General features: G+C 42.3%; 14 protein-coding genes. 13 read left to right on the forward strand and 1 reads right to left on the reverse strand.

Annotated features, from left to right (window positions below; all coding sequences use genetic code 11):
* From GXO74_04665 to GXO74_04695, 7 genes are all read left to right on the forward strand, one after another.
* On the forward strand, positions 1–792 hold a 792-nt coding region (locus GXO74_04665; protein NOZ60951.1), incomplete at its 5' end, for a GIY-YIG nuclease family protein.
* 43 nt (positions 793–835) lie between these two features.
* Positions 836–1,063, forward strand: a complete 228-nt coding sequence (locus tag GXO74_04670) for a cold shock domain-containing protein (GenBank protein NOZ60952.1) — start codon at positions 836–838, stop codon at positions 1,061–1,063.
* A 52-nt stretch (positions 1,064–1,115) separates the two neighbouring features.
* Complete coding sequence (locus tag GXO74_04675; protein ID NOZ60953.1) at positions 1,116–1,550, forward strand: hypothetical protein; 435 nt, start codon at positions 1,116–1,118, stop codon at positions 1,548–1,550.
* A gap of 124 nt (positions 1,551–1,674) precedes the next feature.
* Positions 1,675–2,631: a site-specific tyrosine recombinase XerD gene (xerD, locus tag GXO74_04680; protein NOZ60954.1), complete on the forward strand. Its 957-nt coding sequence runs from the start codon at positions 1,675–1,677 to the stop codon at positions 2,629–2,631.
* Positions 2,615–3,415, forward strand: a complete 801-nt coding sequence (locus tag GXO74_04685; protein NOZ60955.1) for a biotin--[acetyl-CoA-carboxylase] ligase — start codon at positions 2,615–2,617, stop codon at positions 3,413–3,415. The genes xerD and GXO74_04685 overlap by 17 nt, the downstream gene beginning before the upstream one ends.
* A 24-nt stretch (positions 3,416–3,439) precedes the next feature.
* Entirely contained in the window at positions 3,440–4,207 is a 768-nt protein-coding gene (locus GXO74_04690) for a type III pantothenate kinase (protein ID NOZ60956.1), read from the forward strand.
* Between the two features lie 79 nt (positions 4,208–4,286).
* On the forward strand, positions 4,287–5,465 hold the full coding sequence (locus GXO74_04695; GenBank protein ID NOZ60957.1) for a hypothetical protein: 1,179 nt from the start codon (positions 4,287–4,289) through the stop codon (positions 5,463–5,465).
* 12 nt (positions 5,466–5,477) lie between these two features.
* On the opposite strand, the gene GXO74_04700 is transcribed toward GXO74_04695, so the two are convergent.
* A complete protein-coding gene (locus GXO74_04700) occupies positions 5,478–5,762 on the reverse strand; it encodes a hypothetical protein (GenBank protein ID NOZ60958.1) in 285 nt (94 codons plus the stop codon).
* Between the two features lie 763 nt (positions 5,763–6,525).
* On the opposite strand from GXO74_04700, the gene GXO74_04705 reads away from it, so the two are divergent.
* The 6 genes from GXO74_04705 to GXO74_04730 all read left to right on the forward strand — a co-directional run.
* Positions 6,526–7,458, forward strand: coding sequence for a hypothetical protein (locus GXO74_04705; protein NOZ60959.1), 933 nt, complete (start codon positions 6,526–6,528; stop codon positions 7,456–7,458).
* Between the two features lie 35 nt (positions 7,459–7,493).
* Positions 7,494–10,559 carry a T9SS type A sorting domain-containing protein gene (locus GXO74_04710; protein NOZ60960.1) on the forward strand — a complete coding sequence of 1,022 codons (3,066 nt, stop codon included), beginning with the start codon at positions 7,494–7,496 and terminating at the stop codon, positions 10,557–10,559.
* 43 nt (positions 10,560–10,602) lie between these two features.
* Positions 10,603–11,013 (forward strand): hypothetical protein, encoded by a 411-nt coding sequence (locus GXO74_04715; GenBank protein ID NOZ60961.1) that lies wholly within the window; start codon positions 10,603–10,605, stop codon positions 11,011–11,013.
* Entirely contained in the window at positions 10,985–14,767 is a 3,783-nt protein-coding gene (locus GXO74_04720) for a T9SS type A sorting domain-containing protein (protein NOZ60962.1), read from the forward strand. The genes GXO74_04715 and GXO74_04720 overlap by 29 nt, the downstream gene beginning before the upstream one ends.
* Positions 14,768–14,844: 77 nt before the next feature.
* Entirely contained in the window at positions 14,845–16,905 is a 2,061-nt protein-coding gene (locus tag GXO74_04725) for a T9SS type A sorting domain-containing protein (GenBank protein NOZ60963.1), read from the forward strand.
* Positions 16,906–16,991: 86 nt separating this feature from the next.
* The coding region (locus GXO74_04730; GenBank protein NOZ60964.1) for a hypothetical protein at positions 16,992–17,571 on the forward strand (580 nt) is incomplete at its 3' end.

The raw sequence follows: 17,571 nt of genomic DNA on the forward strand, positions 1-17,571 counted from the left end.
TGTCAACACTTTGGTAATTCTGTTATTTACATGCTTTTTTATGATCGAGGAGAAAAGAAAGTGTATATTGGCCAATCTGAAAATCTAAAAAATCGATTACTGACACACATTAGAACTCCGGACGCTAAAGTAAAAAATTGGGACAGGGCTGTACTAATTAACGACGGCCGCAATGCCAGTCAATCTGATTTTAATGATGAAAATATTCGTCTAACTTTAGAGAACTTCCTAATTCAGTTATTTAAGATCAACAGATACAAAGTAATCACTTCTGCGAGCAGAAATCCAAGTTTAAGCTCTTCACAGAAAATATTAATTAATTCCTTTAAGCAAGAAATTGTGATACTTTTGACTAGAAAAACCAGAATTACCAAAGTGTTGACAGAGAAAGGTGACGACGAAGTTTATAATGATGAAGTGAGAAAACTGTTACTTCGAAAAGGCTATAAAATCGCAAAATGGGGAAGAATTGAAGCTGCAATAAATGGTGAACCTGCATATATCAGAGCGGGAAGCCTGAAAAGTTCTGGGTGGCAAGTTACTTTTCGAGGCAGCAAACCAAGCAGTTTTAAAACAAATCTTCAACAAGGCAAAGGATTTTTATTAATGCCTCGCGGCCCTGTTCTGCTAATTCCATTAAAAGAAATCCGGAATCATATTCATTCTGTAGATTCTGACGCTTTTATTAGGGACACTATCGATGTTTTTGTCAAATTCGAAGAACAAGAAATTTTTCTCATTTATAAAGGCAAAAAAATTGAAATCTCAAGGTTTGCATTGCAAGAATTTTAAAAGGGTTAGTTTTTTGTAAAAATATTCGGAGGTCGCCGATTTCATGCAGCGCGGTGTTGTGAAGTGGTTTGATGAAACCAAGGGGTATGGTTACATTGAAGGAGTGAATGGCGAAGAGATTTTTGTGCATTTTACCAAAATCGATCAAAAACAAGATTTCAAAACGTTGACTCCCGGAGCTGTTGTGGAGTACGAGGCTGTCATCGGCGAATTAGGCCCCAAGGCAATTTATGTGAGAGAAATTGCGCTGAAAACGCGTGGCTCGGAATGACAATCGGAATAAACTGTCAATAGTTTTCTTGCTCAGTTTTCAAGAGGAATTCATGAAAAAAATTTTTACTGAAGACGCAATTGGAAAAATCGCCGATTTACTCAATTGCAATTGGAAGTTCCAATTTAATAATTACCGGCTCACGCTTGCTGATGACGAAGGAACACGGCAGCTCAGTCTGGAAATTTATCCGGACATCAAAATTGGCGAGAAGCGCGGCAGTGTAATTTCCGTTTTGACGGAAAATTCTCATTTGCAACTGCAATTTTGCAGTGGTTTTGTGTTGAGCGAAATGAATCAGGAAGTGACATTTTACAGCGAAACGGGCGGGAAAGTGTGCGGGCTTATTGTGGAGCGCGGCGCCGGTTGCTCCCTGTACGCTAATGTGGACAAAGAAGCGCTTTCCGGCGACTGGACGAATATGGGGCCTGAAGTCATGTTGAGCGGCATCGCGCTTTCGTTGACTGAGTCTTTTATTGATCAATGACATTTGGGCGTTTGAGGCGGAGTGCGGCCCTGCAAAAGCTTCCTGTGATCTGCGTTTTTCGTTGACGGACTGGTTTTCCTGGTAAATGATCTTAAAAAAATGAATTCATTTTTCTGAAAAAAACATGGATGAATATATTGAAAATTTCATACATTTTTTAATCATTGAACGCAATTTAGCTGAAAATACAATTGAAGCTTATGCCAATGATTTGAAAAAATATGTGGAATTTTTAAGCAAGCGGCAACTGGAATCCCCTGACAAAATCCATTCGACAGACGTTATCGCCTATTTAACCGGATTGTACCAGCACGACTTGTCATCGTTGACTATCGCCAGAAATCTGTCAGCGATTCGCATGTTCCACCGTTTTTTGCTCAGCGAGGGCGTAGCAGAAAAGAACCCGCCGGAAAACATTGATTCGCCGAAATTAGCGCGAAAATTGCCGGTTGTATTGGATCAATTCGAAATGGAGCGGCTGATTGAACAACCGGATTTGTCGAATCCGCTGGGCATCCGCGACCGGGCAATGCTGGAGACAGCCTACGCGACCGGGATGCGCGTTTCCGAGCTTTTGCGCTTACAGCTTGATGATATTGACTGGGACGAGCAAGTGGTGCGTATTTTCGGCAAAGGATCAAAAATGCGCCTCGTTCCTATCGGCGGACGCGCGCTTGATGCTATTGATTCATATTTGAGCGAGAGCAGGCATTTTTTAACAAAGCCCGGACAAGAGACGTCTGTTGTTTTTTTAAATAATCGAGGAAAAGCGCTTAGTCGCATGGGATTCTGGAAAATTTTAAAAAAATATGTGATTCAGGCAAATATCACAAAGCCGGTTTCGCCGCATACGATTCGCCATTCATTTGCCACCCATTTGCTTGAAGGCGGCGCCGATCTTCGCGCTGTTCAGGAAATGTTGGGTCATGTGAACATTACCACGACACAAATTTACACTCATCTGGACCGGGACTATTTGAAAGAGGTCCACCGAACATTTCATCCGCGGGAGAGAGAGTTTTATTCGTCAAAAAAGGAGTTGAACAAAATAGGAGAGAAAAAAATTGAGACGAAGCGTTAAATATGACTTGCTTTCGGAAAATCGCATCCGGGCGCTGCTGGACACTTCTTTCATGGGTGAAAAAATTTATGCTTTCTGGAGCGTTGGTTCCACCAATGAATTTGCCTACCGGGCGGCGGCCAAAGGCGACAAAGAAGGCGCGTTGGTGATTGCCGAACGTCAGGAGCGTGGCAAAGGTCGGCTGTCGCGTAAATGGGACTCACCTTTTGCCAAAGGATTATGGTTTTCCGTCATTCTGCGTCCGGATTTGCCGGCGACCAGGGTGGGTATTGTCCCTTATGTTGCCAGCGTTTCCATCGCCGAAGCCATCGAAGAGACTTACAAAATTCAGTCGGAAATTAAATGGCCGAATGATTTGCTCTATCAGGGAAAAAAGTTCTGCGGCATTCTTTCAGAAGCGGATTTCAAAGACGAGCGCATTAATTTTGTTGTTTTGGGCATAGGCATTAATGTGAATCAAAAGGCCAAAGAATGGCCTTCAGAATTGAAAGATGTCGCGATTTCACTGCGCATGATTTACGATAAGTGGATTGATCGCGCGGAATTGTTAGCCCTCATTCTCGCCAAACTTGAGAAAAACTACCAGCAGTTCAAAATTAACGGCATTGGCGAAATTATGGAACGTTGGAAGGCGCGCTGCCCGAGATACAAAAAAAATATTGTCATCGATCAAATGGGCAAACATCTGGAAGGACGTTTCAGGAATATTGATGAAGACGGTTATTTGATTTTAAGACAAAAAAGCGGCGAAGTGATTCGCGTCTCCGCAGGAGATGTTGCGTAGGAATAAATTCAGGGAAGGTTCGCGATGTATTTGATGGCGGTGGATATCGGCAATACCAACGTGGTGATCGGTATTTTTCAGGACGATAAAATCATTTATCACTGGCGCATCAGTAGCAAAGTGCCGCGCACTGAAGACGAGTTCTGGATTTTTGTCAATTCTCTTTTTCAAACGCACGCTGTTAAAATTGGGGAAATCAGTTACGCCATCATATCTTCCGTGGTGCCGGATTTGACGCAGCCATTTATGAATTTAATGAAAAAGTATTTCAAAGTTGACCCGTTGGTCGTGGATGCGGATCTGGACACAGGCCTCAAGCTGCTGGTCGATAACCCGGCTTCTGTGGGCGCTGATCGAATTTGTAATTGTGTCGCCGGATTTCAGAAATACGGCGGTCCGCTGGTAGTTCTCGACTTTGGCACGGCGACTACATTTGATGTGGTCACGAAAAAGTGCGAGTTCATCGGCGGAATAATTGCTCCCGGCATTGAGATGACAGCCACGATTTTGCACCAATTAGCGGCGAAATTGCCCAAGGTGGAATTGAAATTTCCCAAAAACGTTGTCGGAAAAAATACGGAAACCAATATTCAGGCCGGACTCATGTACGGGACGGTTGAATTGATTGACGGCTTGATTCGTCGTATCGAAGAAGAGTTGAACGAAAAAGTCAAAGTCGTCGCCACCGGCGGGTTGGCAGATGTCGTCAGTCCACATCTGAAAACGACCGTCGCAATCGAGCCGGATTTGACGCTGCTGGGAATGAGACTCATTTTTGAACGATTGTCATAAATTTTGCAAGTAAAGAGTTGTCAACATTTTTGTATTTTCTAAAAAGCAAATTTTTTGGGAAAAACCAAGGGAGGAAGCCATGAACCGGCATACGACAACTTTTGTTACTTTTCTCATTATCTCAATTCTTGTTTTTTTCTCTCCTGCCAATTCTCAAGTAAAACTTGTGCCTCAAATTACCAGTCCCGCTCTTGGTGAAGTCATTGACGCGAACGAGAATCTCACATTTCAGATTTTCCCGAATGTCCGGGGCTTCAGCGCAGCGCGATTTTATCTGAGAGATGCCAATGATTATTATTTGCATATCTTAAGAAATTCCGAAACGGGCGGGCAAGTACTCATCCTGCATCTTAATCTGTTTTCTTTCAATAAAATCAAAACAAAAATATTAAAAAAGATCAAGCAGTTCAAAACAACAGGAAAGGCGGATCAAATACTCGTCTGTCCCATCGAGGAAGCGAAATGGCAGGAAACGACAAAACAAAAAAAAATTCAGCTTGTCGATGGCAATGAAATCTACGGGGTCATCACCGGCGTGAAAAACGACACGCTTTTGCTGCAGACAAATTCAGGCTTAAAAATTTCGATCCCTGATGAGACAGTGCAAAGCATTCAGGGAGTTCGCACCAGAGTCGTCAGCGGCGGAAAATTTTATCGTGTGGATCCTAACTCGTCGCGGTTGTTTTTTGCGCCAACCGGGAGAGCCCTCAAAAAGGAAAGTGGGTATTTTGCCGATTATTACATTTTTTTCCCGACGGTAGCGTACGGTTTTAGCGACAATATTGCTTGCGCTGTTGGCATGTCCATTTTTCCGGGCGCCAGTTCCCAATTAATTTACGTTGCTCCCAAAATTACTTTTCCTCTTTCCAAGAGCGTCGGGATGAGTGCTGGCTTACTGTATATGGCAATTCCGGAAAAAACAGATGATGTCGGTCTGGGATATGTTGTTTCGACGTTTGGAGATCAATACAAAGGAATTACTTTGGGCGTCGGTGTATCAATGTTATCCAACAATAATGGCAATGCAGTGCTGCTGGTTGGTGGAGAGACACAGGTTTCAAATCGCGTCAAACTCATCAGCGAAAATTGGATTTTTACTGGAGGGGATGGATTTACGCTTTTGTCCGGCGGAATTCGTTTCTTCGGTGACCGCATGGCTGTGGATTTAGCTTTTCTAACGGCAAAAGAATTCTGGGAAGAATCGGAAGGATTTCCGTTTATCCCTTATGTTGACTTTTCGGTGATGTTTGGGAAATAAAAAAAGGGGATTTCAGGGATGACAATCCATGACCACTGAAGCGTGTAAAATAATTTTTTGTCCCCTACTGCGAGGGGCGCGGGTTTTGCTTTCAACCATTTGCAAATCATTCAGCTCTGACTGAACGCGTTGATAGTCAAAAAGCCATCGAACGAGCGAGCGGAACTGAACTTTTGCAGAAATTTCTGATTTGATCCGGCGGAAAATGCGAGATTTAGCGGCAGCGGAATAAATAGTGCCAAAAAAATAAAAAGAGTTGGCTGGCAAGATTAGCTTTTTTTTGTGCATTCGTCTCATTTCAGCCCCCCAAAAATCAACAATGCGCAGTTTCTAATTTGAATTTCAAGAACATGCCCCAAAAAAAGATTATCCGTTTCCGTCTCCCAGTTGCCTTTTTTCGCCAAATTTAATTTTTTCCTTGACTTTTTCGGAATTCGGGTTTATATTAAGATTGAAAATGACGATTGAGACAATTGATTTCTGAAACAGTGCACTTTATTTTCTATGACATTGAGCAAAACAGAGATGCGCAATAGTGTCTGAAACGGGATGTTTTGTTCTTTTGACATGTTTTAAGAAATTAATTAAGCGATTTGATTTTTCAAATTCTGGCCGCTCCTTAAAATTTTTTCCTTTTGAACAACTAATCCGATCACAATACAAGTTGGCAAAGAATGCTAAAATTTTTCCTATTAGCGCATTTTAATCAATGGGTGAGGCGACTTTGACAATTGCTTTCATTATCCTTTTCCTTCTTCAACTTCTGCTATTCCTAAAATGATTATTGCGCTATTCATGCAATCCGCGATGATGAGCAAATTTAGTGAACAAAAAATCGAAAGACAGACTTTTTCTCCCTGCACGATTTTATTTACTTAATTCTGATACATTTAAAGTCCATCTTTTTCATGTGCCATTTTATTGTTCTCTGAAATTCTAACAGAGGTTATGGCGAAAAATTTTGAAATACAGAATTATTATTTCAATTTTGAAGCAATTTGCTATTTTATGAAATAATTATCGCTATTTTGCACAGACAAATTCAAAAAGGAGATTTAAAATGACTTCCCTCTCTCGAACCAAAAAGGTCGTTTTGTCCTTTTTTGTTGCGTGTTCTCTTCTTTCCTCGCTATCTGTTTTTAAAGCAAGCGCAAATTCTTCATCAAAAGTAGATGTCCTTCAAGCAGTAGATTCTGGCCAAGCCACTTTGTCTGCAACGACCTGGGACCTCGGAGACGTGAGATTTTGTTTTGACGACGATACGACAACGCTAATGCGGTCTGCGAATATCAATCCTGCTTTTGTGCAGGTGAAATTTACAGATGAAATTTCAGTCAGCAAAATCAGAGTTTTATTGGGTGAACCGGGATATCCGTGGATTGACAAGAATGACTGGTTGGTGGAGATTGCAGACAATCAAAGTGATCTAGATAATCACGACGGGAGCTATCGCTTGCTCGTGTCCCAAAAATACGATGTTGCCGGGGAATGGGACGAAGTCTCGTTTTTATATCAGGTCAGCGCGAAAATTTGGAAATTCAATGTTGAACGTACAGTGGGAGATGATCATGTGCATATTCCGGAGTTGGAGTTATGGACAGGAGAAATTTTGCCTGCTAATCAGATAAGAACTGATTACAATGCATTAGTCATTCATTATGATCCAAAGCTTGGCAATGCTTATGGAAATAAAAAAATATCTGAATATTTTTCCTGGTGGCAGGATGGCGATGAACTGATAAATGAATACATCGAATGTTTAAAAAGAGCAAGCGGCGGACAGGTAAATTGGCATGTTGCCTATCATTACGATCTGGAAGAATTTCCTCCAACCACTGATCCGGCTGGTCCTTGGAATGGGGACAATTACGTTAATAATTATTACGGCGCAAAGGCTGAAAAAGAAGGCGATTATTACTCGATCATTTATGACCAAAGATTTGATATTATTAATANNNAGTTGAAACTGGTCAAATCGATGCCGTCTGGCTAATGAGTTTTCCTTTCACTAAATTCTGGGAAACGTGCATGGCAGGTCAGGGCGCTTATAATGTCAATGGACCTCCAGTAGTTGGTATTAATTGTTCAAAAAAGTTTGTTATTTACGGATTCAATTTTGAGAGAATAGTAGGGTGTATGCTTGAAAATACCAGTCACATGACTGAAAACATCATGTTGCGTCATGCGCTGAATTGGCCTCGCAAATGGAGTTTTAATGTTTATACTGAAGTGGATGCCTGGCGAAATCTGAAACAAAGGCAACGAAATGAATGGGAAATTTTTGTATTAACAGATGTGGTGAATTATCCATCTTTTCGCACAGACCCTGAAGCATTTCTTATGGCACCCGGTTTTGCGCAAATTGGAACAGCTCATTATCCCCCCAATGCTGCTTATAATTATGGTTGGCATTGGATTAATGAAAGTTTTTATAATGACAGTCGCTGGGTTGCTGTTAGCGGACAATGGAGTTTGGGCAATGGTGTTTACAGCGCAGATGGCGGATATGGAAAAAGTTTGATGTATGATTCCCCAGATCGCCCTTATTTCGCTTCAAATTTTGTAATGGAATCGGATATAAAAATTCATAGTGCTTCTTCTACTGAAGGAGCAGGCTTTATTTTTCGCTATAATAAATATTCTTCTTCTGCTAATTCAGGAAGTGGTTATTATGTTGGCTTTAATCCGGAATTAAGCAAAGTCATTGCAGCAAAAATTAACAACAATTTTTCTGTCATCGACTCATCTCAAGTTGATTTTAGCGCAGATGAGTGGCATCATATCAAAATTGTTGCCATGAGGGATTCCATTTCTGTGTTTTTAGATGACATGAGTTTCCCTGTTTTGGTGGTGGAGGATACCTCATTCTACGATGGGGCTTTTGGATTTGCGACTTATCAAACTGAAGTTAGTTTTGACAATCTCTTTGTGAACACCTATGCTATTACTTATGCCGATGCCTGGTATAACTACCCTGATTTTTCGTTTTCATCGTCAAGAATGGTTAATTCTTACGATTGGGCTGGCAGACAGGACGATTGGTTCTGTTGGTGGTTCGAACACATTCCAAAAAATTCAGGGACTCATGATGGTGGGATTTTAAATTCGTGGTGGCCCTATATTTTAGACATTAATCGCTTCGATCAAGCAATGGGCTATAGCAATATTATTTTTCCTGACAAGGATAACCAACCGCCAGATCCTCCGCTTAACCTGACTGCCCGGGTCAACTCTACACATTCTATAGCTTTATATTGGCAAGAGCCATTTGACAATATTGGTGTAACGAGATATGAAATTTATCGAGACAACAAAATGATCCAGCAAGTAAGTCGGACTCAATTCACTGACACTGGCCTCAAGCCGGGAGCAATCTACACCTACACGGTCAAGGCGCGTGATGGCTCGGCAAATGTCTCAGAAGGGGTGAGTTTGACTGTTCAGACGGAAGGTGGGACGAATTATGATCTCATAAATGGCGATTTTGAACTAAGTAGTGAGAACTTGCCTTTTTGCTGGATTTACGAGGCATTCAATAATGTCGCTGTTTTCCAATGGGAGGCAGGAACAGGAAGAAACAATTCTCATTGCGTTAGTATCGATATTCCTTCTGATCAGTTAGATGATGCTCGCTGGATACAGGAAATTCAGCTTTTGCCCAATAAAACTTACAAATTAACTGGCTGGATCAAAGGGGAAAATATCACGCTGGTGCAGGGGAATATCGGAGCGAATCTTTGTGTGATGGGTGGTTTTGAGCATAGTCCGTCACTTTCCGGCACTTTTGATTGGCAAAAAACGGAATTAGAATTTACGACTCCAGCAAATGGAATCGTAACCATTGGCTGCAGACTGGGTTTTTATGGCAGTATTTTGCATGGCAAAGCCTGGTTTGATGATTTGACTTTGACTTTACTGGATTCAACTGTTCAATTTGCCGGTAATGTGAAATATGACCATAGTCAAAAACCGATACCTGATGCTGATATTTATGTCGATGATCAGGCGATTTGCACAACTAACTCTGCCGGTCAATTTTCTGCTTCGGATATTTCAGTTGGGACGCACACAGTCTCTGTAATGAAAGAAAAAACAGAGGACACTGCGATCAGCGGAGCAGATGTCCTGATGTTAATGAAAAATCTGGCATTTTTGATCACTTTGAATGATGACCAGAAAATCGCGGCAGATGTAACAAAGGACGGCGATCTTAGCGGCGCAGACGTGCAGGCGATGATGCGGCATCTGGCATTTTTTACTACAAATACCTCCCACACTGGCGAATGGCGATTTTTTCCTGAAGATACAACGATCGATTTCAGCGAAGATACTAATGTTGATTTTGTCGGATATTTGCTCGGCGACGTCAATTTGAGTTGGTCAAATTCAGCATTACTGTCCAAAAACGGAAGGAATGGAACTATTTTCGATCTAAAATTCGGCGCTCCGGAGCAGTCGGAAACAGCAGAAATTTCCATCCCATTAATCCTGAATACTTCTGACGAAAAGATGAATACACTTCTGTTCTCGATGACTTACCCGGCTTCGGCGTTGAAATTCAAGCGAGTTGAATGGACACGAAGTTTGAGCAGTTTTCAGAAAGTGATCAATAGCGAAAAAGAAGGAAAATTGCATCTAGCGATGGCAGGGGTTACAGGAATTTCTTTCAATGAAGCGATCGGATATTTAGTTTTTGAAAAGAATGCTGTGCAAAGAAATCAGCTTGAATTGCAATTCACAAGAGCGATAGTCAATGACAAGGAACTGAAAGACTTGCCAATTCTCATTCTGAACCAAAATCCGACTCATGTGCCTGACAAATTTGCCTTGCAGCAAAATTTCCCCAATCCATTTAATTCGATGACCATCATTCAATATCAATTGCCGCAAAAAAGTGAGGTTGATATTGCTATTTACAATTGCCTTGGTCAAAGGATTAAGACGTTGATTTGCGGAAAAAGGGAGGCGGGATGTTATCAAATCATCTGGAATGGCAAAGATGAACATGGAAAAGAGGTTGGATCAGGAATTTATTTTTACTATCTGAAGACTAGAAATCATATTATCGGCAAAAAAATGGTGGTCATCCAGTAACTATTGTTTCCATAAATAAATAACTAAACAAATAGGAGAAAAAATGAAAGCATGCATCAATTTTCTCGTTATTGTCGTTTCTTTTTTATTTTTTTGTTTTCTTTCAGCACAGGCGCAAACAAATGGGGCCAATCAGATATTAGTTCATGACTCTGCTGTAAGCCCAAAAACAGGATTTCCCAGCCACATTTTCCTAGGAAATGGGGCAAGTATGCAGACAAATGAAATTTTTCAAAATTTAACCAATGAACTAAACGATGAGCTATTTGCCATGCCGTTAGCTGATGTGATTGTCGAAGATTTTCTCGTCAATGATCACCTGACCGCAGACAATGCTGGCCACGATTATTCTGCCGTAGCTTATGCGGACAATGGCAAATACATTATTTGTTGGGCTGATGATCGCAACGGAAATTGGGATATTTATGCCCAGATTTATAATGCTGATGGCTGATGGTTCTTTGTTCGGCGTAAATTTCAAGGTAAATGAAATGACCGGCAGGACTGCTACGCAAACAAAGCCGGCAATAGCCGCAGATCACGAGGGAAATTTTGTCATTTGCTGGCAAGACAGTCGCAGCGGAGATACAGATATTTACGCTCAGCGATATAATTCAATGGGACAATCTCAAGGAAATAACTTCAAAGTGAATCATGACTCCGGAGATCACAGCCAGTCAAATCCTTCTGTGGCAATGGACAGTACCGGAAATTTTATCATTTGCTGGGCAGATGATCGCAATGGAGACGGAGACATCTTTGCCCAGATGTATGATAGCAGCGGTGCGATGATCGGCAGCAGTTTTCAAGTAAATGACGATGCACAAGGGAACGTACAATCGCATCCCAACATTGGAGTGGATCACAATGGCAATTTTGTTATCTGCTGGGGGGACGGGAGAAATAGCGGAGACTTTAGCGACATTTACGCGCAGAGATTTGATAACACTGGCGCGAAAGAGGGAATAAATTTCAAAGTTAACGATGATTCAGGTCAATTTGGTCAGTATAGTCCAAAAGTCGCTTTGGATGACGAAGGAAATTTTGTCATGTGCTGGGAAGATGAACGTAATGGAATCGATAGCGACATTTACGCCCAACGTTTCAATAAATCAGGGACTAATTTAGGGACAAATTTTCTCGTAAGTAGTGTGGCAGATTCACCGCAACTTTCTCCTGACATTAGTATAGATGATAGCGGTCGATTTGTTATTTGCTGGCAGGATTATTCAAGCGACTTGGATTATGGAGAGATTTGGGCAAAGAGGTATGACAGCCAGCGTGTTGTTTTAAATAATTATATTGTAAATAATGGGCCAAATCCACGGGAACATAACAATCCTACGGTGGGACTAAATGGCACAGGGAAATTCGTCATCTGCTGGGAAGATGGAAAAGACAATTTGTATGGCGATATTTTTGGCCAGCGTTTTAATGAGAATGGCGCCAGACAAGATGACAATTTCAAAGTTAATGATGTTTCTGTAAGTGTCAGTCAATATCAGCCTGCGGTTGCCGCCGCTGATAATGGCAATTTTATTGTCTGCTGGGTAGATGGCCGGAATGACGGAACAGACATTTACGCGCAGCGACTTGACGGAAACGGCGCGTTTTTAGGAAATAATTTTCTCGTGTCCGATGATAATCAGGGAAAAGACCAATGGAATCCAGAGATCGGATTGAATTCATCCGGCGGGTTTGTTGTTTGTTGGACAGATGAGCGCAACTATAATCAAAACATTTATGCCCAGCGATACGATAATAACGGCAATGCACTGGGGGCAAATTTCAAAGTCAATGATACAGATGATCCGGCAAGCAAACCGGACATTGCTGTTTCCGAAGACGGAAGTTTTATCATCTGCTGGATGGATGCGAGATATTCCAGCGAGTACGATATTTATGCGCAACGTTTTGATAGCAACGGCAATCCTGTTGGGGCAAATTTTAAAGTAAACGATGATAATGAACAGTACATCTGGCACATGTCCCCTGCAATAACTGTTGACGGCTCTGATCGGTTTGTGATCTGTTGGGAAGACGAAAGAAATGGGCCCACAGATATTTATTGCCAGAGATTCGCTGCAGATGGTTCTCCGTTGGGCAGCAATTTTAAAATCAACGATGCCGGAGAAGGGTCTCAGCGATGGCAAGCTGATGTCGCAGCGGACAGCGCCGGAAATTTCATCGTTTGCTGGAATGATGACAGAGCACCAGCCGGCAGTGATGTCTATGCCCAACTTTACGATCAAAATGGCGCACCCCAAGGAGCAAATTTTCGAGTCAATGAAAATACCGGGGCTGATACTCAATGGTACCCTGCGGTAGCCGTGACCAAAACGAGCAATTTCGTGGTTGTCTGGAGCGATACCAGAAACGGCGATGACGATATTTACGCGCAACAATTCACAATCTCGGGTCGCCGATTAGGCTCAAATTACCGTGTAAATAATGATGCAAGTTCTACGGAACAGAGGGAACCTGATGTCGCTTGCGGTGATAGCACAATTTATTTCACTTGGCAGGACGGAAGGGACGCTGGACATGGCTGGGACATTTACGCCAGAATTGAAAATTTTCTGACTCCGAAAACCGTGCTCTCCTTGCCAGACACGACCGGCGCTGTCGGCGAAACCATCGGCATTCCCATTACGGTCAGCACAGATTCTGCTGTCGGGTTTGCTCAGTTCGTCATTGAGTTTGATTCGACGCTCATGACATTTTCCGGCTCCCAACTGGGGGCGAACGCTCTTGGATTCCAAATTTCTGCCACCAATACCAACCTGCCGTTTCAACCGACTCATTCCGACGCCAATAAAAATGTGCTTTTACAAATTTCGGGAGGCGGCACTTCATCATTTAGCGGCGAGAATCAGCAAATATTAATTCTGACCTTTGACGTTGTCGGCTCCCCGGGAGATAGCGCTGGCATTTATTTTGACGGCGGTACAAACCGAACATTTTTGACGACGACGAATCTGTACGACATCAAAGATGGGGACATCGATTTTAATGAGGGAACATTTAAAATTCCGGAAACGATCACAATTTCCGGATACGTTTTTTATGACGGCACTGACAAAATCGTACCAAATACAGAAATCGATCTCGACGGAATGAGCAGCGCCACGACCAATAACGGTGGACTCTATTCTTTCTCCGAAGTGGCGCCCGGACCTCACACACTGACTCCCGCCAAGGCCAATGACGCGAACGACGCGATTTCTGGTGCGGACGCGTTAGCGGTACTGCAGTCGCTGGCTTTTTTGATCACTTTGTCGGATGAGCAGAAAATCGCTGCCGACGTCACCCTGGACTCCCACGTCACCGGCGCCGATGCCATGGCGATTCTACGGTATCTGGCCTTCTTCACATCCAATATCGCGCATACCGGGCAATGGTACTTTTCCCCAGAAGATACAACTTTTACGGCGAATACAAATACAAGCATCGATTTCAAAGCTTATTTAAAGGGCGACGTCAATTTGAGTTGGTCAAATTCAGCATTACTGTCCAAAAACGGAAGGAATGAAAGTATTTTCGATCTAAAATTCGGCGCTCCGGTTCAGCCGGAAACAGCAGAAATTTCCATCCCATTAATCCTAAATACTTCTGATGAAAAAATGAATACGCTTCTGTTTTCGATGACTTACCCAGCTTCGGCATTGAAATTCAAGCGAGTTGAATTAGCGCAAAATTTGCGCGGATTTCAGAATGTGACCAACAGTGAGAAAGAAGGAGAATTGCATCTGGCGATAGCAGGAGCAAAAGGTGTTCGCTGCAATGGCGAGATGGCGCATTTTATTTTCAAAAAAACAACTGCACAAAAAAGCACCATCGAATTGCGCTTCACCAGAGCGATTGCCAACGACCTTGAGATGAAAGATTTGCCAATTCTCACTTTAGATCAGAATCTTGCTAATGTGCCGGAACAGTTCAAACTATTCCAGAATTATCCTAATCCTTTTAATTCCGAAACGGTGATTGAATATCAACTTCCTCGCGATGTTCATGTCAAATTAGCCATCTATAATTCACTTGGACAACGAATCAGGACTTTAGTGGATGAAAATCAGAAATCAGGTATTTACAGCATTCGCTGGAACGGGAAGAGTGACGACGACAAAGTGATTGTGTCAGGAATTTATCTGGTCAGGATTGAAACCGAGGGGTTTTCTGCTAATAAGAAGTTGATTTTATTGAAGTGATTTTATTAAATCATGGCATCTGCAGTGCTGTTAAAAAGATGTAAACGAAATTTACAAAAAATAAGGAGGATTTCGCTATGAAAAGATTAATTAAACAACGGTTGTATGTTTCACTGATTTCAATAATTTTGTATTTTTTTTGTATAAGTCTTGTCTTGGGACAATCTCCGAACGTCAGGTGGGTTAATGGAATATACACAAATGACCTGGACCCAAGAAATGATATCACTTTTGACCCTTCAGGTAATATTATTATATCAGGCTGTTATCAGGGAACTGCCGTTTTCGATCTGGGCGGGCCAAACGAAACTTCACTCACTTGCCTTGGGCATAAGGATATGTATTTAGCAAAATATGACGCCGATGGGGCTCTTATGTGGGCCACAAAAGCCGGCGGTAGCGGATGGGCCTGGTGTTGGGGATTTAATGTAACGACAGATCTAGAAGGAAATATTATAGTAACTGGTAGATACGATGGCCTAATCATTTTCGGCGCAGGTGAAACTAATGAAACTGTTTTGACCCCAATTAGTGGGTGGGAACTTTACGTCGCCAAGTACGATCCGGATGGGAATTTGCTCTGGGCAAAATCTGCCCCGGGAGTGTGCAACGATATTGGGTTGAGCGGCACAACCGATGCTGATGGAAATGTTATTGTTACTGGGAGTATTGAATGCTCGGCTACGTTTGGTAGTGGAAGCCCGAATCAAACGACAATTAGCAGCGCCGGACTCTCTGATTTTATTCTGGCAAAATATGATGCTGATGGCAATTTTCTCTGGGTGAAAAGGGCTGGTAGCTCGAGCTGGGAGCAAGGAGTTGGGATTGAAGCGGATGATTCAAATAATTATTATGTTGCTGCTTATTTTGAAGGCACTGTTGTTTTTGGCGCAGGAGAGCCAAATGAAACCACTCTTTCAAGTCATGGCGGTGCAGATGTCGTGATTGCAAAATTTGATGAAAGTGGTAATTTAATCTGGGCAAAGTCTGGCGGAGGCAGCGGCACTGATTTGAGTGAAGCGATTGCTATCGATGCCTCTGGAAATTCCTATTTAACTGGTCTTTTTTATAATACAGTTATCTTTGGTGTTGGCGAAGCCAATGAAACAGAGCTCACTTCCTTTGGTGATGAAGATATTTTCATTGCCAAATATAATCCACAAGGCGAGCTTATTTGGGCACACAAAGCAGGTGGCAATTCCTATGACCGACCCTACTCAATTTCCATGCTTGGACAGACACAGTTTGTTATCACAGGAGAATTTAGCGGCGTGGCGAACTTTGGCGCGTATTCGTTGACAAGCAGCGGCGCTCAAGATGCATTCGTTGCTGCTTATGATGCTTCTGGGAATGTACTTTGGGCAAAGAAGTTCGGTGGAGCAGCCAAAGATATTGGTAACGGAATTGATTGTGCCAATTTGGCGCGTATTTGTGTAGGCGGATTTTTCACTGGAGTAGCGGTATTTGATGATTTTACATTAAACGCAACCAGTCAACCCGGTGATTTTGTCGCTTATCTTGCCTTCTCTCTGACTGAACAAATTGCTTTCCTTGGGGATGAAATCGATCAATTAGTGGAGAGAGGAGTTCTGACTGAAAAACAGGCTGATCAACTGCAGAAAAAACTTGATAAAGCCTCTAAAAAATTAGACAGAGGCAAAGTCAAGAAAGCAATTAAAAGCCTGAACCAGATGATCAAGAAAATCAACAAATGGATAAAAAAAGGGAAAATACCCCAGGAAGATGGTGAGTTTTTAATCGCTGAAATCACTGCCATAATTGATCAGTTAGGAGATAGTCTGGGTAAGCGTCTAAGTGAGCAGTTAAATTATGCATCTAATTTACCTGAAGATTTTCAACTTGAGCAAAATTTCCCCAATCCGTTTAATTCTACAACTTTTATCAAATTTGCAATACCAGAATCGCAGTCCGGGGAATTGGATGTGCAATTAAACATTTACAATGTCCATGGGCAAGTTGTTCGCCATCTGGTAAACGATCATAAGTCAGCAGGATTTTATCAAATTCAATGGGATGGAACTGATGATTTTGGCGAATTCGTTTCCTCGGGCATCTATTTTTATTCTCTCAAAGCTGGCTCTTTTGTGATGCACAGAAAACTTTTATTTGTGAAGTAAAAAAAACAAGCAGGTATTCAAATTAACTGGATGCCTGCTTTCAAATACAAAAATAATTTTCAAGAGTAAAATGGAGGAACAATTTAATGAAGCGGCGAATATGTTTCATAAGGTTTTTGATCATTCTTACTCTTATTATTTCAAGTGCATTATTTTCTCAGGTTTCCCAGCTTTTGAACTACCAGGGCGTGCTCATTGATCCCAGCACAGGAGAACGATTGAACGGTTCATATTCCATGACATTTTCCATTTATGCGGCAGAAACAGGCGGCAGCGCGCTATGGACAGAGACGCAAAACGTCACAGTCCAGAACGGCATTTTCAATGTGCTGTTGGGCAGCGTCACAGACATCCCTTTTGATCTGTTCGACGGTAGCGCTCGTTATCTCGGTGTGAAGGTAGGCGATGATGCAGAAATGACGCCGCGGAAACAGTTAGTGAGCGTTGTTTATGCATTCAAGTCCCACAATACGGACAAGTTGAGCGGACTGGATACTTCCGATTTTGTGCAGGCGGGTCAGGAAAGTAGCATCTCCGCGGAAATGATTCAAGATGACGCAGTGACAGCGGCAAAGATTCAGCCGAAAGTAGTCAGTAGCATCAATGGCGTCAGCCATGACGGCGGAAATATTGATCTGGAGGCCGGCTCAAATGTGACGATTACGC

Source organism: Calditrichota bacterium (genome assembly GCA_013152715.1).
Taxonomy (GTDB): domain Bacteria; phylum Zhuqueibacterota; class Zhuqueibacteria; order Thermofontimicrobiales; family Thermofontimicrobiaceae; genus 4484-87.